This window comes from Rahnella contaminans (assembly GCF_011065485.1).
In the GTDB taxonomy this organism is placed as follows: domain Bacteria; phylum Pseudomonadota; class Gammaproteobacteria; order Enterobacterales; family Enterobacteriaceae; genus Rahnella; species Rahnella contaminans.
On the sequence record NZ_JAADJS010000002.1, the window covers coordinates 886,031 to 912,034 of the forward strand.

The following is a 26,004-nucleotide window of genomic DNA, read 5'->3' on the forward strand; positions in this document are numbered from 1 at the left end:
GAAATCCGATCTAATTTAGATATATCGAAATAAATCGATATATCTAAATAGGACATAAATTATGTTTAGCAAAATGTTTGAAGGGCGCCATCGCGGTCATGGTTGCCGGGAAGAAGGGCATCGCGGTCATTGCCGTCATGAATCAGAACGCAGCGATCACAGCGAACGTCACATGTTGCGCCGCGATGGCCGCCATCGTGGTGAAGAACGCGGTGAGGAAGGGCGTGAACGTCGCGGACGTGGCGAAGGTCGTCGCGGGGGGCGTGGCGATCGCGGTGTACATCGTTTGTTTGAACACGGTGATTTGCGCCGTGTACTGCTGGCGCTGGTGGCGAAGAAACCGAGTCACGGTTATGAGCTGATCAAGGCGATTGAAGAAGCGTCGTCAGGTCTTTACGTGCCAAGCCCTGGCGTGATTTACCCGACGCTGACCCTGCTGGAAGAACAGGATTTCCTCGAGCCTGTCGCCACCGGCAATGGTCGTAAAAGCTATCAGATTACCGAAGCCGGGAAAGTGGAACTGGCGCAACATCAGGCTGCGGTAGATGCGATTTTTGCCCGTCTGGCTGGCGCACAGCGTCCGCCTGAAAACAATCTGGCAGAAGGCATTCATGAATCTATGCACCGTCTGCGTCATGCGCTGCGCACAAACATGATGCGTGCGGATTTGACGCCGGAGCAGGTTGTGCGGGTGAATGCAATTTTGCAACAGGCGGCTGAAAGTCTGGAAGCCGAATTCGGCGATGCTAAACCGGAGACTGATGAACCTAAGGCATAAAACGATAGCCCACGCCGGTCTCGGTCAGTAAATGACGCGGCCGGGTGGCGTCGGCCTCCAGTTTCTGGCGTAAATGCCCCATGTAGATGCGCAGATAATGACTGTGTTCGACGTAATTCGGGCCCCACACATGGCTCAGTAACTGACGCTGAGTAATGACTTTGCCGCTGTTTGCCAGCAGTTCAGCCAGCAGGCGAAACTCAATCGGCGTCAGATGACAATCTTCACCGTTGCGCTGTACGCGCCGGTTGATCAAATCCACCGTCACATCAGCAAACGTTACCAGCGGGCTTTCCTGCGAACTGCCCGCATGACGTCGTAACGCGACGCGAACCCGCGCCAGCAGTTCACCGACGCCAAACGGTTTTGTGAGGAAATCATCGGCACCGGCATCCAGCGCCGCAATCTTATCTTCTTCGCTGGTGCGTGCCGACAGCACAATAATCGGGATGGCGCTCCAGTGGCGCAAATCGCGGATATAGGTCAGGCCGTCACCGTCCGGTAAACCGAGATCGAGAATAATCAGATCCGGTTTACGGGTTCCGGCCTCAATCAGCCCGCGTTGCAGTGTCTCACTTTCAAATACCCGTAAACCTTCCCCCTCAAGCGCTGTGCGCACAAAGCGGCGGATTTCTTTCTCGTCTTCCACAATTAAAATATTTACCGGGGATGCGCTCACGTTGCCTCGTCGATGTCTGTGTCCATATCCGTTTCCATGTCAGGCACTGCTTCCAGCGGCAGCCTGAAGCGGAAACGCGCGCCGCCGTCCGGGCCATTTTCAGCCCAAATCCGTCCGTCGTGTACTTCAATAATGGCACGACAAATCGCTAATCCCAAACCCACGCCGGGAATGGCTGACTCTTTATTTCCGCGGGCGAATTTTTCGAAAATCGCATGCTCCGCGCCTTCCGGAATTCCCGGACCATTATCCCAGACTTCGATCTCCAGCCAGTCGCCGAGCGGTAACGCTCTGATGCCGATGGTGGCACCGACACCGGCATATTTATGGGCATTTTCCAGCAGATTGATCAGCACCCGTTCGATCAGGCTTGCATCACAATTGACCAGCACCATTTCGGAAGGCAAATCGATTTCAATATGGTCATGTGCCAGCACCGGTTCCAGCATCCGCAGGGCACTGCCGGTGATTTCCTCCACCGACTGCCACTCTTTGCGCAGATTAAATCCGCCGGACTGAATGCGCGCCATATCCAGCAGATTGTTCACCAGTCGCGTGGTGCTCAGCACTTGCTGGCGGATCTGGCTGGCCTGTGGCGCATGTTTCGAGCCTTCGGAGGCCAGATCCAGCGTCAGGATTTCCGCCTGTCCAAACAGCACGGTGAGCGGGGTGCGTAAATCGTGGGAAAGCGCGGACAGCAGCGAGTTACGCAGTTGCTCACGCTCTGTTTCCAGACGTGATGTTTCCGCGCTGGCCGCAAGATGCAGACGCTCAAGGGCGTTGGCGATCAGCACCGTAAATGTCTGCAAAAGCCGCTGTTGTTCCGGCACCAGAAGCTGACGGATATTCGGCGGCTCAACCGCCAGCAAACCGCGCGATTCGCCCGAGGCCACCAGCGGCAGAAGCTGATACGGCACGCCGGGCAACGTATCGGTCCCGGCACCGGCGGGCAGTTTTTTATCGAAACTCCAGCGGGCAATGGCGTCGTCCACCACAATCGAGGTGATTTCACCGGCCGGTTGCACCAGTTCACCGTATTCATCGGGCAGCAAAATGGCCGTTTTGGCGTTCAGGCTGGAGGAAATAAAGTGGCGGCTGGTTTGCGCGATCGCTTCCGGTGTCAGCGACTGGCTCAGCCCTTTGGACATCTCATAAAGATGCTGCGCGCGCTTTTCACGGTGACGGGCGATGCGCGCCTGATAACGCACACCGGCAGTGAGATTCCCGATCAAAATCCCGACGATCAGCATGACGCCGAACGTCACCAGATATTGCGCGTCTGTGACGGCCAGCGACCCGCGCGGTTGCACGAAAAACAGATCAAAGCTGACGACGTTGATTACCGCCGCCAGCACCGAGGGCCAGCGGCCATAAAACAGCGCCACGATCACCACGCCAAGCAGATACACCATCACCAGGTTGGCCTGATCGAACGCGGGCACCAGCCATTGCGAAAGCACCGTAATGATGGCGCACAGCGCGACGGCCAGCGCACACCCGCGGATCTGGCGGCTGAAGCGGTCAACGAATGTCCGGGGATCCTGCTCTTTTCGCGACGAATTATTCGGGGTGTCTTCCAGACCGACGACAATCAGATCGAGATCGGGCCCGATCTCCGCCAGTTTATCGGCAAAGCTCGGGCCGAATTTCCAGCGTTTCTCGCGACGGCGGCCGGTCATCACTTTGCCCAGACGATGCTCGCGGGCGTAACGCAGAATGGCCTTTTCTTCCTGCGGATCGGCCAGCGTGGCGGTTTCCGCGCCGAGCTCCTGCGCCAGTTTCAGCGCATGCAAAATCGCGCGGCGCTGGCTTTCCGGCAAACGGTGCAGGCGCGGGGTTTCGACATATACCGCATGCCAAACGCAGCCCAGACGCGCCGCCAGACGTGACGCGACGCGAACTAGCTTCTCGTTGCCGCCGTCGTGACCAATGCACAGCAGCAACGCATCGCGGGTATGCCAGACGCGGCTGACGCCCTGATCGTCGCGGTATTCGCGCATCTGATCGTCCACGCGATCGGCGGTGCGACGCAGGGAAAGCTCGCGCAGGGCAATCAGATTGCCTTTGCGGAAGAAATGTTCGATGGCGCGTTCGGCCTGACCGGGGATATAAACTTTGCCTTCTTTCAGGCGCTGGCGCAGGGAGTCGGGCGGTAAATCCACCAGCACCACTTCGCTGGCGTCATCAAATAAACGGTCGGGCACCGTTTCACGAATAATAATGCCGGTCACGCCGCTGACCACGTCGTTCAGGCTTTCGAGATGCTGAACGTTCACCGTGGTAAACACGTCGATACCGGCATCGAGAAGTTCTTCGACGTCCTGCCAGCGCTTTGGATGGCGCGAACCGGCGGCATTACTGTGCGCCAGTTCGTCCATCAGGATCAGGGCAGGGCGGCGGGCCAGCGCGGCGTCGAGGTCAAATTCGTAAACCTGACGGCCGCGGTGGTGAATGCGTTTTGGCGGTAACAGAGAAAGCCCCGGCAGCAGCGCCTGCGTTTCCTGCCTTCCGTGGGTTTCCACCACGCCGACCAGCACGTCGAGACCGGTGGCGCGCAGACGCTGCGCTTCCTGCAACATGGCAAACGTTTTCCCGACGCCCGCACAGGCGCCGAAAAAGACTTTCAGTTGCCCGCGCGGCTTCTCGTTAGCGAGCGCCAGCAGGCTGTCTGGATCAGGGCGATCGTCAGTCATATTTTCCTTATTGAGATTTCAGTTCATCCAGTGCCTGATTCAGACCGAGTACGTTAACGACGTCGGGGCCGAGGAAACCAATCAGCGGTGATGATGTATTATCATCAATCAATTTATTCACTTGCGCCAGTGGCAGACCCCGCGCAGCCGCAATGCGTGGTGCCTGCCATTGGGCGGCTTCCACCGAAATTTGCGGATCTAAACCGCTGGCGCTGGCGGTCACCAGATCCACCGGCACAGCCGCAGGACTTAGCGGATTAGCCTTACGCAGCGCCGCCACACGGTCTTTCACCGCCTGATCCAGTGCAGGATTACTGGCCGCCAGATTACTGCCTGCGGACGCCATCGGATTATACGGCGAGTCAGAGGTGGCGGACGGACGTCCCCAGAAATAATCATTGCGGGTAAAATTTTGCCCGATCAGTTCTGAGCCAATCATTTTGTTGCTGCTGTCTTTCATCAGCGAACCTGTCGCCTGCGCGCGGAATACCAGCTCTGAAACGCCGGTGGTCAGCAGCGGATAAGCGACGCCGGTCGCCAGCGTCAGCAGAACCGTCATCACCAGAGCCGGGCGGACATAGGACATTCTTTTAACGGACATAATGGTCTTCCTCAAAAATCAGCTCAGATGTAAAACGGTCAGGATCACGTCAATCAGTTTGATACCGACAAACGGCACCAGCAGGCCGCCGACGCCATAAATCCACAGATTACGGCGCAACAGCGATGCGGCGCTCATGGCTTTATAGCTCACGCCTTTCAGCGCCAGCGGGATCAGAAACACAATCACCAGGGCGTTGAAAATAACCGCAGACATAATGGCTGACGACGGCGAGGTCAGATGCATCACGTTCAGCGCGTTCAGCTGCGGGTAGGTCGCCGCAAAGGCTGCCGGGATAATCGCAAAGTATTTCGCGACGTCGTTGGCGATACTGAATGTGGTCAGCGAACCGCGCGTCATCAGCATTTGCTTACCGATATGCACTACTTCAATCAGTTTGGTCGGGTTGGAATCCAGATCCACCATGTTCCCGGCTTCTTTCGCCGCTTGCGTACCGGAGTTCATGGCCACCGCCACGTCAGCTTGCGCCAGCGCCGGGGCGTCGTTGGTCCCGTCGCCGGTCATCGCGACTAAACGGCCTTCCGACTGATACTGGCGGATCAGCGCCAGTTTGGCTTCCGGCGTGGCCTCGGCCAGGAAATCATCGACACCCGCTTCAGCGGCGATCGCGGCGGCGGTCAGACGGTTATCCCCGGTGATCATCACCGTTTTGATACCCATTTTGCGCAGCTCGGCAAAGCGTTCCTTGATACCGCCTTTAACGATATCCTTCAGCTCCACCACGCCCAGCACCTTCGCACCTTCTGCGACGACCAGCGGCGTGCCGCCTTTACGCGCCACGTTTTCCACCAGCCCGTCAACGGCTTTCGGGAACGTACCGCCGTTGGATTCCACATGGCGGCGGATGGCGTCCACCGCACCTTTACGGATATTCCGGTCGCCGACGTTCACGCCGCTCATGCGGGTTTGCGCAGAGAACGGCACAAAGGTCGCATTCAGTGAATGAATATCGCGCTCGCGCAGGTTAAAGCGTTGTTTCGCCAGCACCACGATACTGCGGCCTTCCGGTGTTTCATCGGCCAGCGACGATAACTGTGCGGCATCGGCCAGTTCCTGTTCCGTCACCTGAGGCGCGGGCAGAAACTGCGATGCCTGGCGGTTACCCAGCGTAATGGTGCCGGTTTTATCCAGCAGCAGCACATCCACGTCACCGGCGGCTTCCACCGCACGGCCACTGGTGGCAATAACGTTGGCTTCCAGCATGCGGCTCATCCCCGCAACGCCGATAGCTGACAGCAAACCGCCGATGGTGGTCGGGATCAGACACACCAGCAGGGCGACCAGAACGGTGACGGTGACCGGAATACCGGCGTGACTGGCGTCCACGCTGAACAGCGAGAACGGATACAGCGTGGCGGTTGCCAGCACGAACACCAGCGTCAGCGCCACCAGCAAAATGGTCAGCGCCACTTCGTTAGGGGTTTTGCGACGTTTCGCGCCTTCGACCATGGCAATCATGCGGTCAAGGAAAGTATCACCGGGATTGGCCGAACACTCGACCACCAGCCAGTCGGACAACACGCGTGTCCCGCCGGTGACGGACGAAAAGTCCCCGCCGGATTCGCGGATCACCGGTGCGGATTCCCCGGTGATGGCACTTTCATCGACGGACGCGCCGCCGATCAGCACTTCCCCATCGCACGGCACGGTGTCTCCGGCTTCGATCAGCACATAATCGCCTTTGCGCAGCGTATCGGCCGCGACTTTTATCACCGGTGATTCCGGGCGCGGTTCGTAAATCTTCTTCGCCCAGCTGGTTTTCTGCACGCCTTTCAGGCTCTGCGCCTGCGCCTTACTGCGGCCTTCCGCCAGCGCTTCGGCGAAGTTAGCAAACAGCACGGTGAACCACAGCCACAGCGACACACTGCCGGTAAAAGCGGCGCTGCCGTCGGTGTGGTGTGACAGAATCGCCAGCCAGATAAGCGTGGTGAGAATACTGCCCAGATACACCACGAACATCACCGGGTTGCGCCACTGAACGCGCGGATCCAGTTTTTTCACTGAATCCAGCAGGGCGGTGCGGATCAGTTGAGGTTCAAATAATGCACGTTGTTTACGGCTCATTTTATTAATCTCTATATTCATTAATTCAACGAATTACGCAGCATTACTGTGCTGACCAAACCTGCAAATGTTCTGCGACCGGCCCCAGCGCCAGCGCCGGAATAAAGGTCAGCGCACCGACCAGCAACACGGTGCCGACCAGCAGGCCGATAAACAGCGGACCGGACGTCGGCAGTGTGCCATTGCCGGCTTTCTGACGTTTTTTCGCTACCAGCGAACCGGCGATAGCCAGTACCGGAAGGATCACGCCAAAGCGTCCGAAGAACATGCATACCGCCAGCAACAGGTTGTAGAACGGCGTATTGACGCTCAGCCCTGCAAACGCGCTGCCGTTGTTATTGGCGGCAGAAGACACGGCGTAAAGCACTTCGCTGAACCCGTGCGCACCGGGGTTTGCGATCCCCGCGCGACCGGCATCGGTGACCAGTGCCAGCGCGGTGCCGAGCAGCACGAGCGTAGGTGTCACGAGGATCGCCAGCGCGGTCATCTTCATGTCGTAAACGTCGATTTTCTTGCCGAGATATTCCGGCGTGCGGCCAATCATCAGCCCGGCGATAAACACCGTTAGCAGCACAAACAGCAGCATGCCGTACAGCCCGGAGCCCACACCGCCGAACACCACTTCACCGATTTGCATCAGCCACATTGGCACCATGCCGCCGAGTGCAGTGAAAGAATCGTGCATGGCGTTAACCGCGCCGCAGGAGGCCGCCGTCGTGACGACCGCATACATCGCCGACGCCAGAATGCCGAAGCGGCTTTCCTTCCCTTCCATGTTGATGTTGCTGTTAGCGCCAAGCATCGTGAAGTGCGGATTGCCTTTGAGCTCTGCGTACATCACCACTACCACTGAGACGACGAAAATCACCGACATCGCCCAGACCAGCGCGTTGCCCTGGCGGTTGTCACCGACCACGCGACCAAAAGCAAAACACAGCGCACAAGGGATGATGAAAATCGCCAGCATCTGCGCCATGTTGGTCAGCGCCGTCGGGTTCTCAAACGGATGCGCGGAGTTTGCACCGAAGAAACCGCCACCGTTGGTCCCCAGCATTTTGATGGCTTCCTGAGAGGCCACCGGCCCCATCGGCAGCGTCTGCTGCAAGCCTTCCAGTGTGGTGATGTGCTGATACGCTTCAAAGTTTTGAATCACGCCCTGACTGACGAAGAACAGCGCCAGCAGGAACGACACCGGCAGCAGCAGATAGATTGTGATGCGCCATAAATCCGTCCAGGCGTTACCGATGGTTTGCGCGGAAGGGCGTGCAAAAGCGCGGATCAGCGCAAAGGCAACGGCGATACCCGTGGCGGCAGAAAGGAAGTTTTGTACCGTTAAACCGACCATCTGGCTGAGATAGCTCAGCGTATTTTCGCCGCTGTACGCCTGCCAGTTGGTGTTGGTCACGAAACTGACGGAGGTGTTAAACGCCAGATCCCAGGACATCCCGCCGAAATGCTGCGGGTTCATCGGTAAAACGCCCTGCGCCATCAGCATGGCGGTCAGGACAATAATCCCCAGAATGTTGAATACCATGATCGCCAGCGCGTACTGCCACCAGTTCATCTCAGCCTCGCGGCTGCCGGAAGTGCGTAATACGCCGTATTCGATGCGCTGTAAAAATGCGCCGGGCTGTCCTTCAATCAGTTGAGCAATAAAGTTACCCAGTGGTTTTGCCAGCAGCAAAAGCACCAGCATAAAACTGGCAATCATTAAGAATCCGGTTGCGGCCATTTAAAAATCCTCCGCATTCAGCAGGGCATAAACCAGATAGCCGAGCAGCAGGAGAACCAGCAATGCGCCGCAGATTACGCCAACAGTCACAATCCACCTCCACAGGTGTGTTTTTATGTTGGGAGGAGAATAAGAAAAGGCAGGAAAAGATCCTGAAAAGAAAGGGCATCGCGGTGTAAAAAAAGTATAAAAATGCGCAAAAATGAAACCCAAAAGAAACTTTACATGCGTATTTATTTAACCATTTTGTAACTAAATTACAGCGATAGCCAAAAAATGGCGAAAATTTACACTTCAAAGTGGTCAGATGAGTAGTAAAATTTCACCGGTTGCAGTAAAATTTTTCGCAACTTACAGTTTCCGAAAAATAGATACAGGAGCAACGCCATGAATGAATACACGCCGTACACAATGACCCGCATACTGGCCCGCCGCGCTTTTGTTATCGCAGCCGGTGTGCTGGCCCTGCCGGTCATGTTGTTTCGCGCTGACCGCGCCCGTTTTTACAGCTATTTACACCGTGTCTGGATGAAAACCAGCGATAAGCCGGTGTGGCTGAGTCATGCTGAAATGGCGACCCAGGATTTCTACTGATTTAGCTCCCCTCCCGTCCTCCCCCTTCGCAGGGGGGAGGAGCCAGAAACCCCGTTTCCCAATGGGGTTTTTTATTGTCCTTTTTAGAAACCTGTACAACATTATTTTTATGTATAACTTATGATAAGGTTATACATGAGGGTGATGATCTGCTGACACTCCCATTTCTTCCTTCAACGCCGGGAGCTGACAATGACGAAAACAATTCCTATTGGTATCAGCGCATGCCTGCTGGGTGACAACGTCCGTTTCGATGGCGGCCACAAGCGTTTCGCATTTGCGGTAGAGCAACTCGCGCCTTATGTTCGCTTCGAACCGGTTTGCCCTGAAATGGCGGTTGGTCTGCCGACGCCGCGTCCGGCACTGCGACTGGTCAGAAGGGATGACGGCGTTGCGATGCGTTTCAGCAATGACGAAACCGTCGATATCACCGGCAAAATGCAGAGCTATTCTGAAAAACGTGTCGCGCCTATGACGCACCTGTGTGGCTATATCGTTTGCGCGAAATCCCCAAGCTGCGGCATGGAACGCGTGCGGGTTTACAGCGCCAACGGCAAGGATGCAAAGAAAAGCGGCACCGGAATTTTTACCGCGGAGCTGATGAAACAGCATCCGTGGCTGCCGGTGGAAGAAGACGGCAGGTTGAATGATCCCGTCCTGCGCGAGAATTTCGTTGAACGCGTTTTCACGTTGTTTGAGCTGAATCAGCTGCGTGAAAGCGGCCTGACACGCGGCAAACTGATGGCGTTTCACAGCCGCTACAAACTTTCCCTGCTGGCCCATTCGCAGCCGGAATACCGTGAGCTCGGGCGTTTTGTCGCCGCGATGGCGGAGTGGGATTCCCTCGATGAATACTTTCTTGAATACCGCCAGCGCCTGATGAATCTGTTGCAGCACAAAGCCACGCGGCGCAATCACACCAATGTGCTGATGCACGTTCAGGGCTATTTCCGTAAACAGCTGAATTCGTCACAGCGCCAGGAACTGGCGGGACTGATCGACCGTTACCGTCAGGGCGTGCAGCCGCTTCTCGCGCCCATCACGTTACTGAAACATTACATGTCGGAATATCCCGACGCCTACCTTTCGGGCCAGCGTTATTTTGAGCCCTATCCTGAAGCCTTATGCTTACGATACGGACATTAGAAGGACAGTTATGACCACGCATTTAGTCTGGTTCCGCAACGATCTGCGCATTACCGATAACCGTGCATTACACGCCGCCTGTGAGGATCCGCAGGCGCGCGTGATCGCGATATTTATTGCCACGCCGGAGCAGTGGAAACAGCACGAGATGGCGCCGCGTCAGGCGACGTTTATCTACCAGCACCTTCAGGCATTACAGCATTCCCTGGCAGAGCGCGGTATTGCGCTGCATTACCATCAGTGTGATGATTTTGCTGACAGCGTGAGCTGGCTGAAAGATTTTTGCGCCAGTGAAAAGGTTGATGCGCTTTTCTACAACAAACAGTATGAAATCAACGAGCGTCAGCGAGATCTGGCGCTGGAAAAAGCGGTCAGCGATACCGTCATGTGCCACGCTTTTGATGACAGCCTGCTGTTGCCACCGGGATCTGTCACCACCGGTAACGACGAAATGTACAAGGTTTACACGCCGTTCCGCCGGGCTTTTTTGGCGCGGCTGACGGAGTCTGACAGCCGTTCCCTGCCTGCGCCGCAGGCGCGTGAAAACGTAGAAAAACCGGTGATGCATAAACTGATGCCGTTTGATTATCCGCTGGCGGCCATCGGCGATGATTTTGCAATCGGCGAGGAAGCCGCCCGGAATCAGTTGCGCAGTTTTTGCCGCGAGCAGGTGCAGGATTATCTCGAACAGCGCGATTTACCGGCCATCGACGGCACCAGTTCGTTGTCGCCTTATCTGGCGATTGGCGTGCTTTCGCCGCGTCAGTGCCTTAACCGTCTGCGCACGGAATGCCCCGACGTGCTGGAAAAAACCGACGGCGGCGCATTCGGGTGGCTGAACGAACTGGTGTGGCGCGAGTTTTACCGCCATCTGATCGTCGCCTGGCCGAAGCTATGCAAACATCAGCCTTTTGTTGAATGGACTGACAGCGTGCGCTGGCGCGATGCGCCGGACGATTTGCAGGCGTGGAAAAACGGTAAAACCGGCTATCCGATTGTGGATGCGGCGATGCGCCAGCTAAATTCCACTGGCTGGATGCACAACCGTCTTCGGATGATTGTCGCCAGTTTCCTGGTGAAAGATTTACTGATCAACTGGCGCGAAGGCGAGCGCTATTTTATGTCGCAACTGCTCGACGGCGACCTTGCCGCTAACAATGGCGGCTGGCAGTGGGGCGCTTCCACCGGTACCGACGCCGCACCGTATTTCCGCATTTTCAACCCGACCACACAGGGCGAACGGTTCGATAAAGCCGGACGCTTTATCAAGGCCTGGCTGCCGGAACTGGCGGATGTGCCGGAACGAGACATTCATCAACCGCATCGTTGGGCTGAAAAACAGCATCGCGTGCTAGACTATCCGCTGCCGGTTATCGATCACGCCCGTGCCCGCAAGGACACGCTGGCGGCGTTTGAGGCGGCGAAAAAGCGCAGTCAGCCTGAGGGCTGACCTTATCGAGGCTCACCACGACAAGGAGCGATGTGATGAAAAAATACCTGCTGGCGCTGATGATTGGCTGCTGGATTAACCCGGCAGCCGCGGGCTTTGATGTCATCGCCCTCGGGGTTAACGGCGGCGTCGAAGAGGGCAATCTGACGTCGTATCTGGTGCGCAGCGATGACCAGAAACTGTATCTCGGGCTGGATGCCGGTTCGGTTTTACCGGGGATCCGCAAGGCACTGGAGAAGGGGAGTTTCCCCGAGGTGACGGCAGAAAACGCCGCCCCGCTGACGCCGCAGGGCGCGGTCTTCCGTAATCTGATTGGCGGTTATTTTATCAGTCATGGTCATCTCGACCATCTGGCCGGGCTGATTATCAGCTCGCCGGAAGACACGAAAAAGCCGATTTACGGCACCGCCGACACTATCGGCACATTGCGTCAGCATTACTTCAATGGTCGCGTCTGGCCGAATTTCACGGATTCCGGCAGCGGCCTGCGCATCGGCACGTACCGCCTGAATCTGCAACGCCCCGATCAGCGTTTCTCGCTGGGGCTGACCGGCCTTGATGGCCGCATCTTCCCGCTTAGCCATGGCGGCACGCCATCGAGCATGATTCTGATCAGCCGCAATAAAGAGTCGTTTGCTTTCTTCGGTGATACCGGTCCGGATGAAGTGGAGAAATCGAAAAACCTCGACGCCACCTGGCGCGTTCTCGGCGAAGAGATCAAAGCGAAACGCCTGAAAGGGATAATCATCGAAACGTCGTATCCGGACGGCGTGCCCGACAGCAAACTTTTCGGACATCTGACGCCAGACTGGTTGCTCAAAGAACTTGGCTACCTGCAACAATACGCCGGTGGCGAAGGTTCGCTGAACGGGCTGACGGTAATTATCAGCCACGTCAAACCCAGCCTGAAAGCCGGTGCCGATCCCGAAAAAGAGATCATGGCGCAGCTTGAGAAAGGCAATAATCTGGGTCTGAAGTTTGTCCGGATGCAGCAGGGTGACAGACTGACGCTGGAATAGGGGGATAAAAAAGAGGGAAACGGCCGTTTCCCTCTGAGCTGTATCGCGTTAATCCACCCGCGGGCTCAGCGCCTGCAACAGCGGATCTAAATAGATATTCATTTTCTGATAAACGTCTGCATTCAGTGCGTTATAAAGCTGATGATTTTTCCCGTCGGGCGTGAAATGTTCACCCATCCGCACCATCTTTTCGGTCGCTTTTTCGTAGCTGTCAAATACACCCGCGGCCATTCCGGCGTTGACCGCGCACCCGACGGCGGCCGAGCCTTTCATCAGATTACGTCGGGTCGGTACGCCAAACACGTCGGCGAAGATTTGCATGAATAAATCACTGTTTGCGCCGCCGCCGGAAATAATCAGGCCTTTGAACGGTATGCCCAGTTCGTCCGCCATCTTATCCATATGATTTTTCATGGTAAACGCGATGCCTTCGAGCATTGAGCGGTACATATGTGCGCGGGTATGGCGTCCGTCAAATCCTATCATCGCGCCTTTGCGGAACTCGGCTTCTGACGGCGGTGCCCAGTCGTGAACCGTCAGCAATCCTTCGCAGCCTGCCGGAATTTTCGTCGCTTCACGGTTGAGTAATTCTTCGATGCTCAGGTCTTTCTCCTGCGCATCGGCCAGCGCGGCGGCACCAAACTGGTCGTGGAACCAGCTGATGGTCCACATTCCGCGGCGCACGCCCATACATTCATACAAATAATGCCCCGGAACTGACGCCTGGAACGGCCAGAAGTTTTGCGCATTTTTGACGTTTTCGTGGCCGTGAACCATCGCGCCAATGTAGGTGCCCAACGAAATCAGTGCGATACCCGGTTCGAGCGTGCCTGCGCCCAGCGCCTCGACGGCTTTGTCGTGCGCGGTAGCAATCACCGGGATCCCGGCGGGCAGGCCAATCTGGCGCGCGGCTTTTTCACTCAGATAGCCGAGCATCTCACCGGGTTTCACCACATCGAAAACCTGACTGCGGCTCAGGTTGCAGCTTTCCCATTGCGCAGGATCGGTGCTCCAGTCCAGCATGTCATTGTCCATCGGCCACCAGCCGATGTAATTGGCGCAGGTATCTTTAAATTCGCCGGTCAGGCGGTGAGTGATGTAGCCGGATGTCGTCGTGACATATTTCACCTCGCCGTAGCACTCAAGTGGCTGATAAGGTTTATTCAGGCGCTTATCCATCCAGTTGATCACCGGCCACGCCAGCTCGCCGTTGCCTTTGAGCAGCACGCGGCAGCAGCGGATGACGCACACGCCCATCGCCAGAATCTGGCTCGCGTCGCCGCCCTGCGCATGGAAGTTGTCCATGACTTTGCCGAAGGCGACTTTCAGGGAATCCCACAGGTCATCGTCCGGGTGTTCAGCCAGCAGCGGCGCGGAGATATCCAGTTTTCGCAACGCCTGTTTGCCTTCGCAAATGACGTTGCCTTCCGTATCGAAAATCACCACTTTTGCACTTTGTGTACCGACATCCACGCCCATCAGATATTTTTTGTTCATTGAAAAGCTGTCCATATTTAACGCTCCGTTAGATGAATTCCTGTGTTGGCTGCTTTGCGGTCCCGGCCGGAACGGCGTGGCTGCGGATATTTCTGATCAGTAATGCTGTAAAAATGAGCACCATGGCCGTGGCCGCCAGGCCGAGCAGCCACATGTTGCGATAGGCCACGGCGGCGGGCAGCGTGTCCTGCCAGTGGCCGACCAGCGGATAAACAAACACGTCTGGCAGAAAGCCAATCACTGAGCAAATCCCGACCGTGGTTCCCATGATGTATTTCGGCGTGCGGGCTTCGCCGATGCAGGCAAAATACAACCCGCGCGAAGCGTAACAGGCGAACGCCAGCAGCAAAATAAGCCCGATGCCAATGAAGACGGATGAGGGATGCGCGTTGGTTATCAGCAAAACGACCAGCGTGATAATGCTCACGAGTGACAATAGCTGGACGGCACGGGTCGGGGATTTCAGCCGGGTATAAGTGGTGATAATGCCACCCAGCGGGCCGCACAGTGCGCGGAAAATCTTGTTGATGACGATGCCCATATAGCTGGCGGCGACCAGCGTCATGCCATACATTTCCGTCAGATAGTTGGTGGAATAGCTGAGGATCGCGTAGATGGTGTAAACGCCGAAAATGATCAGGCTGCAATACCAGGTGGTACTGATTTTCAGCACCGAAGTGATGTCTTTCAGGCTGAACTTTTGCGTGCCGCTCTCGTCGCTGCGTACCGTAAAACCGTCCTGCACGAAGAACCAGCACAGCACGCCCAGCAGGATATAAACGCCGCTGTAAATCAGGATCACGGCTTTCAGGCTGGCCGGATTTTCCGGGGCGAACAGGGAAAAGACCCACATCGTAAAGACCGCCAGCGCCATGACGCCGACGCCGCGCAGGCCTTCCATCCAGCCCATAATTTTGCCCTGTTCCTCGTGATTTCCGAGCAACGACGCGGCTTTTATGGAAACGGACCACAGCATTAAAATCGTGGTAATGGCGAACGCCACCTGAATGACGATCATCACCCAGAATGGCGGATAGACGGCCATTAATAAGCCCAGCAGGCCGGTGACGATCATGGCAAAACTCATCATTTTTTTGTGTGAGAATTTATCGGCAATAATTCCGCTGGGTGCATATAAAATAATCGCCGTAATACCGAATGTGCTCATAATTAACCCTATTTCGGTATTGGAAAATCCCATGAACTTTGCCATGGGTATTTGGTAGATATAACGTAAGTAAGCCAGATCAAAACTGACACCGCCGCTGATACTTATTATTGCCAGCGTCAGCCAGCGACGAAAATTAGAAGGTTCCATATTGCTGCCCTGTATTTTTAGCGGATTAAGGCAAAAAAAAAGAGAAAAGCAGACTTCCCCGCAGGAGGGAAGTTACTTTTCTCTTGATCTCTGGTAACTGAGAATAGTAATAGCATGCCGCAATATTAATTTACCGTGAGAAATCTCACAGAATTATTAAACGAGTTTTTTGTGAGTCTGCTCACGGAATCCGGCTAATTAAACATGGTACACCTTAAAGCCAGTTACTAGAGCCGATGAGAAAAGTAGCTTCCCTTTATTTCCGGGGAAGATTGCTTTTCTCTTTTTTTTTGGATTTTTTCAGGTCAGGAGCTTCACCATGTCGTTGAACGCGCTGAATGAGTTTTCACTGGATTTCTTCTCTCTGAAAGGAAAAACGGCCATCGTCACTGGCGGAAATAGTGGTTTGGGCCAGGCCTTTTCGGTCGCACTGGCCAAGGCCGGAGCCAATTTGTTTATTCCGAGTTTCATTATGGACAAAGGCGAAACGCGTGAACTGATTGAATTGCAAGGAAGTCGCGTTGAGTTTATGCAGGTAGACATCACCGAAAAAGGCGCGCCGGCGCGTGTGATTGAGCAATGTCTGAAAACCTTCGGCACGGTGGATATTCTGGTCAACAACGCTGGGATCTGTAAGCTCAATAAAGTGCTGGATTTTGGTCGTGAAGACTGGGATCCGATGATTAATATAAATCTGACCGCGGCGTTCGAATTAAGCCATGAAGCCGCGAAAATCATGATCCCTAAAAATGAAGGGAAAATTATTAATATTTGTTCGCTGTTCTCATATCTGGGCGGGCAATGGTCTCCGGCTTATTCCGCCACAAAACATGCGCTGGCCGGCTTTACCAAAGCGTATTGCGATGAACTTGGGCAATATAACATTCAGGTCAACGGGATTGCGCCAGGATATTACGCCACCGATATTACGGTTGAAACCCGGAAAAACCCGGTCACCAATCAGCGCGTATTAGATCACATTCCGGCAAACCGCTGGGGAGAAACCCAGGATTTAATGGGGACAATGGTCTTCTTAGCCAGTCGCGCGTCAAATTATGTTAACGGACACCTTGTGGTTGTCGATGGCGGTTATTTAGTCCGTTAATTTTGTTATGCGTATTCAGGGTGGTTCCTGAGTCTGATTTAAATTTACTGAAGAAATAAGGATTATTTATGTCGTTATCCCGTGAAGCCATTGTTGATCATTTAAAAGAGATCGTCGGTCCGGCGCAGGTCATTACCGATGAGGAAGTGCTGAAGAAAAACAGCGTCGATCGCTTCCGTAAGTATGCCGATATTCATAACGTTTTCACGCTGCCACTGCCTGCGGCGGTCGTGAAGCTGCACAACACGCAGCAGGTATCCGACGTGCTGGCGTTTCTGAATAAACACGAAATTAACTGCGTGCCGCGTACCGGCGCATCCGCCACTGAAGGCGGGCTGGAAACCGTGGTGAAAAACTCGGTGGTGCTCGACGGTTCCGGTCTGAATAAAATTGTCAAAATCGATATCCGCAATATGCAGGCGACGGCGCAGTGCGGCGTGCCGCTGGAAGTGCTGGAAAATCAGCTGCGTGCGCAGGGTTACACCACCGGACATTCGCCGCAGTCCAAGCCGCTGGCGCAGATGGGCGGCCTGGTAGCCACGCGCAGCATCGGGCAGTTTTCCACGCTGTATGGTGCCATTGAAGACATGGTGGTCGGGCTGGAAGCGGTGTTCCCGGACGGAAAAATCACCCGCATCAAAAACGTGCCACGCCGGGCGGCCGGGCCGGATATCCGCCATGTGATTATCGGTAACGAAGGTGCGCTGTGCTATATCACTGAAGTGACGGTAAAAATTTTCAAATACATGCCGGAAAATAATCTGTTCTACGGTTATACGCTGGAAAACATGCAGACCGGTTTCGACATTCTGCGTGAAGTGATGGTTGACGGTTATCGTCCGTCCATTGCCCGTCTGTATGACGCCGAAGACGGCAGCCAGCATTTTACGCATTTCGCTGACGGTAAATGCGTGCTGATCTTCATGGCCGAAGGGACGCCGGGCATTGCGCGGGCGACTGGTGCAGGCATCGAAGGGATTGTGGCGCAGCATCCGGAATGTCAGAAAGTGGACAGCGCGCTCATCGAACGCTGGTTTAACCACCTGAACTGGGGCCCGGAAAAAGTGGCCGCAGAGCGTGAGCAAATCCTGAAGACCAATAACATGGGCTTCACCACGGAAGTCTCCGGCGACTGGTCGAGTATTCACACTATTTATGAAAATGTCATTCGCCGCATTCGCGATGAATTCCCGCACGCGGATGATATCACCATGCTCGGCGGTCACTCCTCACACAGCTACATCAACGGCACCAACATGTATTTTGTCTACGATTACAACGTGATGGACTGCAAGCCGGAAGAGGAAATCAACAAGTACCACAATCCGCTGAACAAAATCATTGTCGAGGAAACCATCAAACAGGGCGGCTCGATGGTACATCACCACGGCATCGGCAAACACCGCACGCACTGGACCAAAGATGAGCACGGCAGCGCCTACTACATTCTGAAGGCGCTGAAAGACGTTTACGACCCGAAAGGGATTATGAATGCGGGTACAATTTATCCGATTGAAAAATAATGTGATTTACACCTCCCCCTGTGAAGGGGGAGGTGTTAGGAGGGGGCTTGGCTGGCGGCTATGCAGTTTGAGTTCATCCCCCATTTTCCCTTCTTAAAAGGGAAGAATAATGAGCATCACCCGACACGGAGCGAAACATGGCCGCAGATAAAACGGTTCAGGTCAGTATGGATGACATCCCGCTCAACGCCTTTCACATCAAAATGGCCGGGCTGACGTTCGGCGCGCATCTGACAGACGGTTATGTGCTCGGCATGATTGGTTTTGCACTGGTTCAGCTCACGCCGCAAATGCAGCTGACGCCGTTCTGGCAGGGGCTGATCGGCAGTTCCGCGCTGTTTGGCCTGTTTATCGGCAGCCTGTTTCTGGGATGGTTATCCGATCATATTGGCCGCCAGAAAATCTTTAATTACAGCTTTATCATCATCACGCTGGCCTCTGTTGGTCAGTTTTTTGCCCAGACGCCGGAACAGTTGTTCTGGCTACGCGTGCTGGTGGGTATCGGGCTGGGCGGTGATTATTCCGTCGGGCACACCATGCTGGCGGAGTTTTCCCCGCGTAAACACCGGGGCATTTTGCTCGGTTCTTTCAGCGTGATATGGACGCTCGGCTACGTCAGCGCCACGCTGACCGGCCATCTGATGGCCGATTTCGGCCCGGACGCCTGGCGCTGGCTTTTGGCCTCATCGGCGATCCCGGCGGTTCTGATTATGTTGCTGCGCATCGGCACGCCGGAATCTCCGCGCTGGCTGATGCAAAAAGGGCAATTCGCAGCGGCGCATCGCGTGGTGCTGCGCTGTTTTGGCCCGAACGTCACGCTTAACGATGAGATCGCCGTGGCGACTTCGCATCATCTTAAAACCCTTTTTTCGGCCAGATACTGGCGGCGGACGGCGTTTAACAGCCTGTTCTTTGTCTGTCTGGTGGTGCCGTATTTTGCGATTTATACATTTTTGCCCGCCATTATCGCCCTCATTGGCCTGACGCCCGGCCTGAGCACGGATTTGCTTCTCAATACCTTGCTGGTGGCGGGCTCGCTGGCCGGAATTGGCCTGACGGTGACCTGCTCCCGACGCGGCTTTCTGATTGGCTCGTTCCTTTTGCTGACGTTTTGTCTCGCTGTGATGAGCGTACTTCCTGAAGGCTATGCCGGATTAACGCTCTTTCTGTTTGCCCTGTTCACACTGGCTATTTCAGCGGTCAGCAATCTGGTCGGCGTGTTTCCGGCTGAGAGTTTCCCCACCGATATCCGCTCGCTGGGCGTCGGATTTGCGACGTCGATGAGCCGTTTCGGTTCGGCTATCGGCACCGGTTTACTGCCGGTTTCCGTGCTGACGCTGGGGATCCAAAACACCACGCTGCTGCTGGCGGGAATATTGCTGCTGGGCGCGGTCATTTCGATTCTCTGGGCACCGGAAACTAAAGGAATGACGCTGGTCGGCGCGTCTTCACCGCTTACCGTGGCGAAACAAGGAAATGGCCTGTGAATATTGTTGTGTGCGTAAAAGTGGAACCGGATTTATCAATGCTTTCGGCCAGCGACTGGCAGGCGGCTGAGCAAAAGGGCATTTCCTATGATTTCGCCCGCTGGCAGCTGAGCGGATTTGACCAGAGCGCGGCAGACATGGCCCTGAGCCTCACCGACGCCAGCCTGAGATTGCTCACCGTCGGCGGCGAACAGACCACACCGGTGCTGAAAACGTTGCTGGCGCTGGATTTTCAGCGTGCGGTGCGCATTGACGCAGCGGCTGAGGATCTGCGTTTTCATCCCGAAGCCATCGCTGCGCTGATTGCCGGTTTCCATCATCAGGACGAAAAAACCGGGGTGATTATTTTAGGCCCGCAGAGCAGTGAAGGGCAGAACCGGCAAACCGGGCCGCTGCTGGCGGAAATGCTGGGCTGGCCGTGCATCACGCAGGTTTGCGATATCAGGCGCGCTGAAGACCCAACGTTGTTGCGCGTCGTCAGGAAAACGCAGGAAGCGATGCAGACACTCACTGTGCGGCTGCCGGTAGTGCTGGTCGCCGGGCAGGCTGCGCAGGATCGCCTGTTGCGTATTCCGACGCTGAAACAAAAACTGGCGGCGGCGCGCAAACCTCTTGATGTCCTGCGGGCAGAATCGCTCGCGAAATTACCGCCGGTGCAGGTCGTTACGCTGGCTCTGAGAAATGCGCGACGCGGTGCAATGATCATCGAAGGCGGCAGCCCGGCGGACAAAGCCCTGACGCTGTATACCGGTTACCTGAAATCGCGGGGAAACTGATGAACATCGCTATTATTCTTGACTGCCGCCAGCGGGGATTTTTGTCGCAGGCGCAGATGCAAAATGATTTTCTCCGCGCGAATCCGATGTTATCCGGTTCCGCCGAGATGTGGTTGTTGTATGACGCAGATAAGCCGGATGTTTTACCGCAAATGGCCTGCGATGTCCGGCATATCGTCTGGATTTCGCTTCCCGAAAACGGCCTGGCAGAACCGGCGCTAGAGGCACTGACGGCTTTGTTTGATCAGCGTCCGGCAAAACTTTTACTGTGCGCAAGCGGTGAAGCGGCGGACGAACTGGCCACACGGCTGGCGTTCCGGATCGGTGGTGTCAGTGGAACCGGCGTCGTTAAAGCCGAAAGAAGTGAAACACACTGGCGTGTGGTCAGGCCCGCGTACGGCAGCCGGATGTGGGCGACGCGAACGCTGAACGGTTCTTCGCTGTGTATTTCGGTGGCGGCAACGGGCGGGAAACCCGCGCGAACCACGCCAGTTCACGCCCAGGAAACGGATTTTTCAGCGCCGTCTGCGCCAGCTGGCTGGCTGGTGGATTTTCAGCAGGAACCGCAACTGCCGGATAACGGTTTGCATAATGCCTCCGCCGTTCTGGTGATCGGGCAGGGAGCGGGCAGCGCGGAACAAGTGCGGCGGCTGGAGGCATTCGCCCGGCAAATCCACGCAGAGCCGGGATGCAGCCGTCCTGTGGCGATGAATGCCTGGTGTGAAATGTCGCGGATGGTGGGGATTTCCGGCGTGGTCGCAGCGCCCGACGTGTGCATCGTGGCCGGAGCGTCAGGTGCCGCGGCGCTGATGGCAGGCATTGATCGCAGTGAGTTTATCGTGGCAATCAATACCGACCCGCATGCCGCGATTTTTGCGCAGGCGGACGTCGGCATTGTGGACGATCTGGATGATGTTTTGTCTGCGCTCGCCGCGTGTTATTCCTGCACCAGCGTTTAGAATTTCAGCTGCCAGACGCCGGTGTTGGTGGTGGAAACGGCCACGGCACCGGCGTTCAGCGCGCTGGTTGCATCTTCTAAATCACATACCAGCCCGCCGGCAATAATCGGCAGATCGATTTTCTCCGATACCCAGCCCAGCACTTTCGGCATGCAGCCCGGCAAGATTTCCACACAATCCGGGTTCGACTGCGCCACCTGTTTATCGATGTTGTGAAATGAAATCGAGTCGAGCAGAAACATCCGGTGAATACCAAAAAATCCCTGCGCTTTCGCGGCTTTGATCATCGAGGCTTTGGTGCTGATGATGCCATCTGCCGTGGTGACGATTTTCAGAAAATTAATCACGATCTCTTTATTGGACGTGCCGTCCAGCAGATCGACATGGATAAACGCGTATTTTTCAGCCTTTTTAATCCGCTGAACAATCGCGCCGATATTGCAGATATTCCCGTACAGCACCGAGATGATTTTGCAGTCCGACAGCAGGGCGGCGTTCAGGCTTTCAGTGTCTTTCACTGCGGCGATGACCGGGTGTTGATTCAATAATTGCAAAATAGACACAGGAGAAGCTCCGTTGAAATGTAATGTTATGCAGCTGAAAACATAGCAGCTTTCCGTGTTTACAACCCCGCGCCACCTCCCAGAGTTTTACCCGAAACGAAATGTCACACCGCAACCGGCAGCCGGATAACGCCAGAGGGAAAACGCCTCGTCGTGGCAGACAATGCGGCAGGTGCCGCATTCAAGACAGCCGTTCGGATCAAAGGTGATTTCTCCGGTTTCGTTCATCCGGTAAAGCCCGGCCGGGCAGGCATTCAGCAGGATCTTCAGCGCACTTTGCTGCGCGTTGCCGGCCACCACGATGTGGGCGGTATTTTCCGGCTGATAGTAATTTTTGGCGAGTTTGTCATTCAGGTTCACAGGCTACGCGCTCCTTTACGCAGGTCTTTCAGTAACTGCCACAACCCGGCACGGCGGGCATGACGCCAGAGTAAACGGCGAAGCGGCACGGACGGTTGTTCGCCGACGTGAAAAAGACTGTGCAGCAGATCAGCGGAAAGTTGCGGATAGCGGCTGAAAGCCTGCGGCGAACGGAGTAAATCGGCGGGCAAATGGCGGTATTGCGTCATCAGCGGCCACAGCGCGCTGCGCTGCAAATGCTCGCGGTATAGGGAAAGTGAGGCGGCGCTGAAATCGCTTTTCCGGTGCGCATGAATCAGCGTTACGGCCGCAGCCTGCGCAGACATCATCGCCAGATCCATTCCGCGAACCGTGTGCCCGGCATTCAGACAAAAACCGGCGCAGTCACCGGCAACCAGCCAGCCATCGCCGGACAGCGGTGCCAGGGCATTCAGCCCGCCTTCGGGGATCATGTGCGCGCTGTATTCCATGACTTCAGCCTGTTTAAGTAACGGGCGCAGGGCGGGATGTTGTTTGAAGTTGTCGAGCATCTGCGGCAGGCTGCGCGCGCTATCGCTGAGCTGAGAAAGGTTGCAGACCACACCGAGCGAGAGGGTGTCTCGATGGGTATACAGAAAACCGCCACCGACTTTTCCGGCGGTCGGCTGCCCCGCAAACAGCCATGCGCAGCCCTGATCGCCTTCCAGCCCGAAACGTTCTTCCAGCTTTTCACGCGGCAGCGCGAGCACCTCTTTTACGCCCGTTGCCATGTTTTCCGCAGAGGGTTTTGGCGAGGCGAGACACCGTTGCGCCAGAAGCGAATTCGCCCCTTCCGCCAGAATAACGGCGCGCGCAGTCAGCTGGTCATCGCCGATTCTGACGCCGGTCACGCGGTTGCCTTGCTTCATCAACCCTTCGACCTGCGTATCCGTAATGCACTGCGCACCGGCGAGCTGCGCCTGTTCCATCAGCCAGGGATCAAACCGCGCACGCAATACGGTCCATGAGCATGCGGCGTCAGCAGTCTGCCGGTGATCCAACGTTGTCATGCTGTCGCCTGTCAGCATTGAGAGCCTTTCCTGCGTTACGCGGCGTTCAAGCGGGGCGCTTTGCGCGAAATCGGGCAGGATTTGTGAAAGGGTATGTGTATAAATGCGCCCGCCGGAACTGTTTTTGCTTCCCGCCTGTGCGCCTCTTTCCAGCAAAATAACGCTAAGGCCCGCGCGGGCTAACAGCAATGCACTGGTGCAACCGGCTATTCCGCCGCCGACGATGATGACGTCGCAATCATTTTCCTGCATCTTCTTCAATCCGTTGAAAAGTGAGGAAACCAGAATAACAATCCGGCAGTTCCCGTCATTGATTTTGAGCAGGACTGGCGTTGTCGTATATTATCTGCTGCATTCGCCATGACAGATAAGTGAAACTCCATGAACAATTTCCAGCTTGAAAAGCTGATTAACCAGAAACTGGATATCAGCAACTACAAAGATTATGCGCCGAACGGTTTGCAGGTCGAAGGCCGCAGCAATGTGCAGCGCATCGTGACCGGCGTGACGGCTTCTCAGGATCTGCTGGATGCCGCCATCGCTGTTGAAGCCGATGCGATTCTGGTTCACCACGGTTATTTCTGGAAAGACGAACCGGTTGAAATTCGCGGCATGAAACGCAACCGTCTTAAAACGTTGCTGGCGACTGACACCAATATGTACGCCTATCATTTGCCGCTCGACGGTCACGCGGAGCTGGGCAATAACGCGCAGCTGGCGAAACTGTTTGGCATTACCGTACAGGGTGAAATCGCGTTGCTGCTGCCGTATGGCGAGCTCGATACGCCGCTTAGCGGCAACGAATTCCGTCAGCGCATCGAAAGAATTCTGGATCGCAGTGTGCTGCACAGTGCGCAAAATGCACCGGCGGAAATCCGTCGTGTGGCGTGGTGTTCAGGCGGTGGTCAGGGCTACATTCAGAAAGCGGCAGAATTTGGCGTGGATGCGTTTATCAGCGGTGAGGTTTCTGAGCAAACCATTCACATCGCACGCGAGATGGGGCTGCATTTCTTCGCTGCAGGCCATCACGCCACAGAACGTTACGGCGTGAAAGCGCTGGGCGAATGGCTGCAAAATGAGCACGGGTTAGATGTGATGTTTATCGACATCGATAACCCGGCTTAATTTTTCTTTTCGGTTGTTTCTTCGGCAACACTATTTTCTGAAACGCTGTCTTCCAGCAGCGTAAATGCCCGCTGTAATCCGGTATCCACTTCAGGGTCTGCACCCTGCGGTGGATATTTGCTTTCCTCTTCTTCCTCGACGGGTTCTTCGTTTGTCTCTCCGATAACCGGTTCAACCACGTTTTCGGGGGCGGGCATGGTGTCCTGAATCATCTGTTCGTCAAACGCCGGATTCAGCGCCGGTGACAGCGGTGAACTGCTCAGGCTGTCCGGCATAGCGATGTGCGGAACGGGTGCATCGACCGCCATTTGCGTTTCTTCTTCTTTCTTCGACGTACGGCTTAACGCCACAATGCCTGCGCCGCACAGTGCGAAAAAGGCATACAGAATATTGCCGCCCAGCGGCTGGATCAGCGCGCCAACGGCTAACGGCCCGATACAGGCACCGACGCCAAATGCCATCAGCAAACAGGCGGAAAGCGAAACGCGCCGCTCCGGCTCAATCATGTCATTCGCCAGCGCGACCACCAGCGGATAGAGCGTGAACTGCATCAGGCTGACGATAAAACCGATGCCGAGCAGCAGCGGGAAAGAGATATGGCTGAACAGCGCCAGGGGCAGCGCCGTCAGCGCCAGCAAAATGGCGTTAATCCGCATCAGCATGTTGCGGTTATAGCGGTCAGACAGCCAGCTCAGCGGGAACTGGGCCAGCAGCCCGGCGAAAATCGCCAGCGCCATAAACAGACCGGTTTGCTGCGTAGTGAGCGATTGCTGACTGGTGTAAATCGGTGCCATACCGTAGAACGAACCGACAACCATGCCGATGACCAGCGTGATCGCCAGTACTTTGGGAATGGCACGGATAAAGAATTTCAGCTCCATCGGCGCGGGAGACATATGGCCGACGTTGGTGCGCGTGGTTAATGCAATCGGCACCAGACACAGCGCAAAACACAGCGCGATAACGATCAGTGTGCTGACGCCTAAATCGCTGTTGAGCATCAGAACGACCTGACCGAGCGACATCCCGAGATACGACGCCACCATATAAAAGCCGAAGACCACGCCGCGCTGGTTCGCTTCGGCCTGATCGTTGAGCCAGCTTTCCAGCACCATATATTGCACCATCATGCACAGACCGATGATCAGGCGCAGCACCACCCAGACCGGGATAATGTCGGTCAGGCCGTGACCGAGTACGGCGGCGGTGATAATCCCGGAACAGGATACGTAGGCGCGGATGTGCCCGACGCGGGCGATCAGGATATGGCCGACTTTGCCGCCGATCACCAGCCCGATGTAGTTCGCCGCAATGATGGCACCGATCATCGCGCCGCTGACGTTAATCGCCGACAGGCGCAGGGAAATGTAGGTAGTGAGCAGGCCGGAACCCAACAGCATCAGTAATGTGGTGGTGTAGAGCGGAAAAAATAAGGCCAGTGGCTTTTTCACGACGTCTCCCTTTCATTTGTGGCGAAAGCGTTATC

23 protein-coding genes are annotated in these 26,004 nt (G+C 55.7%); 11 read left to right on the forward strand and 12 right to left on the reverse strand.

The window, feature by feature from the left end:
* Positions 1-61 precede the first annotated feature (61 nt).
* Entirely contained in the window at positions 62-778 is a 717-nt protein-coding gene (locus tag GW579_RS13230) for a PadR family transcriptional regulator (protein ID WP_165059435.1), read from the forward strand.
* Here the strand turns inward: GW579_RS13230 and kdpE are convergent.
* Genes kdpE through GW579_RS23920 form a run of 6 tightly spaced genes read right to left on the reverse strand, consistent with a single transcriptional unit; the run spans position 768 to position 8,658 of the window.
* Complete coding sequence (gene kdpE / locus GW579_RS13235) at positions 768-1,457, reverse strand: two-component system response regulator KdpE (protein ID WP_165059437.1); 690 nt, start codon at positions 1,455-1,457, stop codon at positions 768-770. The genes GW579_RS13230 and kdpE overlap by 11 nt on opposite strands.
* Entirely contained in the window at positions 1,454-4,150 is a 2,697-nt protein-coding gene (gene kdpD, locus GW579_RS13240; RefSeq protein WP_165059439.1) for a two-component system sensor histidine kinase KdpD, read from the reverse strand. The genes kdpE and kdpD overlap by 4 nt, the downstream gene beginning before the upstream one ends.
* 7 nt (positions 4,151-4,157) lie before the next feature.
* Positions 4,158-4,736 (reverse strand): potassium-transporting ATPase subunit KdpC, encoded by a 579-nt coding sequence (gene kdpC / locus GW579_RS13245; protein WP_193333154.1) that lies wholly within the window; start codon positions 4,734-4,736, stop codon positions 4,158-4,160.
* A gap of 33 nt (positions 4,737-4,769) precedes the next feature.
* Positions 4,770-6,836 (reverse strand): potassium-transporting ATPase subunit KdpB, encoded by a 2,067-nt coding sequence (gene kdpB / locus GW579_RS13250; RefSeq protein ID WP_152326467.1) that lies wholly within the window; start codon positions 6,834-6,836, stop codon positions 4,770-4,772.
* Positions 6,837-6,879: 43 nt separating this feature from the next.
* A complete protein-coding gene (gene kdpA / locus GW579_RS13255) occupies positions 6,880-8,568 on the reverse strand; it encodes a potassium-transporting ATPase subunit KdpA (protein WP_152326468.1) in 1,689 nt (562 codons plus the stop codon).
* Positions 8,569-8,658 carry a K(+)-transporting ATPase subunit F gene (locus tag GW579_RS23920; RefSeq protein WP_101075733.1) on the reverse strand — a complete coding sequence of 30 codons (90 nt, stop codon included), beginning with the start codon at positions 8,656-8,658 and terminating at the stop codon, positions 8,569-8,571.
* Positions 8,659-8,955: 297 nt separating this feature from the next.
* Between GW579_RS23920 and GW579_RS13265 the strand changes: the two genes are divergently transcribed.
* The 4 genes from GW579_RS13265 to GW579_RS13280 all read left to right on the forward strand — a co-directional run bounded on the left by GW579_RS13265 (position 8,956) and on the right by GW579_RS13280 (position 12,777).
* Positions 8,956-9,162, forward strand: coding sequence for a YbfA family protein (locus tag GW579_RS13265; protein ID WP_095921190.1), 207 nt, complete (start codon positions 8,956-8,958; stop codon positions 9,160-9,162).
* Positions 9,163-9,354: 192 nt separating this feature from the next.
* Entirely contained in the window at positions 9,355-10,308 is a 954-nt protein-coding gene (locus GW579_RS13270) for a YbgA family protein (protein WP_165059441.1), read from the forward strand.
* A 10-nt stretch (positions 10,309-10,318) separates the two neighbouring features.
* Positions 10,319-11,758 (forward strand): deoxyribodipyrimidine photo-lyase, encoded by a 1,440-nt coding sequence (gene phrB / locus GW579_RS13275; RefSeq protein WP_165059443.1) that lies wholly within the window; start codon positions 10,319-10,321, stop codon positions 11,756-11,758.
* 35 nt (positions 11,759-11,793) lie between these two features.
* Entirely contained in the window at positions 11,794-12,777 is a 984-nt protein-coding gene (locus GW579_RS13280; protein ID WP_165059445.1) for an MBL fold metallo-hydrolase, read from the forward strand.
* Positions 12,778-12,825: 48 nt separating this feature from the next.
* Here the strand turns inward: GW579_RS13280 and GW579_RS13285 are convergent, their stop codons facing one another.
* Entirely contained in the window at positions 12,826-14,289 is a 1,464-nt protein-coding gene (locus GW579_RS13285) for an FGGY-family carbohydrate kinase (protein ID WP_235937369.1), read from the reverse strand.
* Positions 14,290-14,302: 13 nt separating this feature from the next.
* Positions 14,303-15,592 carry an MFS transporter gene (locus tag GW579_RS13290; protein ID WP_165059447.1) on the reverse strand — a complete coding sequence of 430 codons (1,290 nt, stop codon included), beginning with the start codon at positions 15,590-15,592 and terminating at the stop codon, positions 14,303-14,305.
* A gap of 319 nt (positions 15,593-15,911) precedes the next feature.
* Here GW579_RS13290 and GW579_RS13295 point away from each other — a divergent pair, with 319 nt between their 5' ends.
* The 5 genes from GW579_RS13295 to GW579_RS13315 all read left to right on the forward strand — a co-directional run bounded on the left by GW579_RS13295 (position 15,912) and on the right by GW579_RS13315 (position 21,442).
* Positions 15,912-16,697, forward strand: a complete 786-nt coding sequence (locus GW579_RS13295) for an SDR family oxidoreductase (RefSeq protein WP_165059449.1) — start codon at positions 15,912-15,914, stop codon at positions 16,695-16,697.
* A 68-nt stretch (positions 16,698-16,765) separates the two neighbouring features.
* The gene (locus tag GW579_RS13300; RefSeq protein WP_165059451.1) at positions 16,766-18,220 is read left to right on the forward strand and encodes an FAD-binding oxidoreductase; all 1,455 of its coding nucleotides are present in this window, start codon (positions 16,766-16,768) and stop codon (positions 18,218-18,220) included.
* A gap of 137 nt (positions 18,221-18,357) precedes the next feature.
* Positions 18,358-19,707 (forward strand): MFS transporter, encoded by a 1,350-nt coding sequence (locus tag GW579_RS13305; protein WP_165059453.1) that lies wholly within the window; start codon positions 18,358-18,360, stop codon positions 19,705-19,707.
* Positions 19,704-20,483, forward strand: coding sequence for a hypothetical protein (locus GW579_RS13310; RefSeq protein ID WP_165059455.1), 780 nt, complete (start codon positions 19,704-19,706; stop codon positions 20,481-20,483). The genes GW579_RS13305 and GW579_RS13310 overlap by 4 nt, the downstream gene beginning before the upstream one ends.
* Positions 20,483-21,442: an electron transfer flavoprotein subunit alpha/FixB family protein gene (locus tag GW579_RS13315; protein WP_165059456.1), complete on the forward strand. Its 960-nt coding sequence runs from the start codon at positions 20,483-20,485 to the stop codon at positions 21,440-21,442. The genes GW579_RS13310 and GW579_RS13315 overlap by 1 nt, the downstream gene beginning before the upstream one ends.
* Here GW579_RS13315 and GW579_RS13320 read toward each other — a convergent pair.
* From GW579_RS13320 to GW579_RS13330, 3 genes are all read right to left on the reverse strand, one after another.
* Positions 21,439-22,005: a glycerol-3-phosphate responsive antiterminator gene (locus tag GW579_RS13320; protein WP_101075745.1), complete on the reverse strand. Its 567-nt coding sequence runs from the start codon at positions 22,003-22,005 to the stop codon at positions 21,439-21,441. The genes GW579_RS13315 and GW579_RS13320 overlap by 4 nt on opposite strands.
* A gap of 87 nt (positions 22,006-22,092) precedes the next feature.
* Positions 22,093-22,365, reverse strand: coding sequence for a ferredoxin family protein (locus tag GW579_RS13325; protein ID WP_165059458.1), 273 nt, complete (start codon positions 22,363-22,365; stop codon positions 22,093-22,095).
* Positions 22,362-23,654 (reverse strand): FAD-dependent oxidoreductase, encoded by a 1,293-nt coding sequence (locus tag GW579_RS13330; protein WP_338105842.1) that lies wholly within the window; start codon positions 23,652-23,654, stop codon positions 22,362-22,364. Before GW579_RS13330 ends, GW579_RS13325 begins: the two co-directional genes overlap by 4 nt.
* Positions 23,655-23,774: 120 nt before the next feature.
* Here GW579_RS13330 and GW579_RS13335 point away from each other — a divergent pair, with 120 nt between their 5' ends.
* Positions 23,775-24,518: a type 2 GTP cyclohydrolase I gene (locus GW579_RS13335; RefSeq protein WP_152326482.1), complete on the forward strand. Its 744-nt coding sequence runs from the start codon at positions 23,775-23,777 to the stop codon at positions 24,516-24,518.
* Here GW579_RS13335 and GW579_RS13340 read toward each other — a convergent pair.
* Entirely contained in the window at positions 24,515-25,969 is a 1,455-nt protein-coding gene (locus GW579_RS13340; RefSeq protein ID WP_165059461.1) for an MFS transporter, read from the reverse strand. The two genes, GW579_RS13335 and GW579_RS13340, sit on opposite strands and share 4 nt — an antisense overlap.
* Positions 25,970-26,004: the final 35 nt, after the last annotated feature.

Excerpts from the sequence above, each read along its gene's own strand:
- GW579_RS13230 (WP_165059435.1), top strand. The coding sequence starts at position 62 with ATGTTTAGCAAAATGTTTGAAGGGCGCCATCGCGGTCATGGTTGCCGG.
- kdpD (WP_165059439.1), bottom strand. The coding sequence starts at position 4,150 with ATGACTGACGATCGCCCTGATCCAGACAGCCTGCTGGCGCTCGCTAAC.
- kdpC (WP_193333154.1), bottom strand. The coding sequence starts at position 4,736 with ATGTCCTATGTCCGCCCGGCTCTGGTGATGACGGTTCTGCTGACGCTG.
- kdpB (WP_152326467.1), bottom strand. The coding sequence starts at position 6,836 with ATGAGCCGTAAACAACGTGCATTATTTGAACCTCAACTGATCCGCACC.
- kdpA (WP_152326468.1), bottom strand. The coding sequence starts at position 8,568 with ATGGCCGCAACCGGATTCTTAATGATTGCCAGTTTTATGCTGGTGCTT.
- GW579_RS13265 (WP_095921190.1), top strand. The coding sequence starts at position 8,956 with ATGAATGAATACACGCCGTACACAATGACCCGCATACTGGCCCGCCGC.
- GW579_RS13270 (WP_165059441.1), top strand. The coding sequence starts at position 9,355 with ATGACGAAAACAATTCCTATTGGTATCAGCGCATGCCTGCTGGGTGAC.
- phrB (WP_165059443.1), top strand. The coding sequence starts at position 10,319 with ATGACCACGCATTTAGTCTGGTTCCGCAACGATCTGCGCATTACCGAT.
- GW579_RS13280 (WP_165059445.1), top strand. The coding sequence starts at position 11,794 with ATGAAAAAATACCTGCTGGCGCTGATGATTGGCTGCTGGATTAACCCG.
- GW579_RS13285 (WP_235937369.1), bottom strand. The coding sequence starts at position 14,289 with ATGGACAGCTTTTCAATGAACAAAAAATATCTGATGGGCGTGGATGTC.
- GW579_RS13290 (WP_165059447.1), bottom strand. The coding sequence starts at position 15,592 with ATGGAACCTTCTAATTTTCGTCGCTGGCTGACGCTGGCAATAATAAGT.
- GW579_RS13295 (WP_165059449.1), top strand. The coding sequence starts at position 15,912 with ATGTCGTTGAACGCGCTGAATGAGTTTTCACTGGATTTCTTCTCTCTG.
- GW579_RS13300 (WP_165059451.1), top strand. The coding sequence starts at position 16,766 with ATGTCGTTATCCCGTGAAGCCATTGTTGATCATTTAAAAGAGATCGTC.
- GW579_RS13305 (WP_165059453.1), top strand. The coding sequence starts at position 18,358 with ATGGCCGCAGATAAAACGGTTCAGGTCAGTATGGATGACATCCCGCTC.
- GW579_RS13315 (WP_165059456.1), top strand. The coding sequence starts at position 20,483 with ATGAACATCGCTATTATTCTTGACTGCCGCCAGCGGGGATTTTTGTCG.
- GW579_RS13335 (WP_152326482.1), top strand. The coding sequence starts at position 23,775 with ATGAACAATTTCCAGCTTGAAAAGCTGATTAACCAGAAACTGGATATC.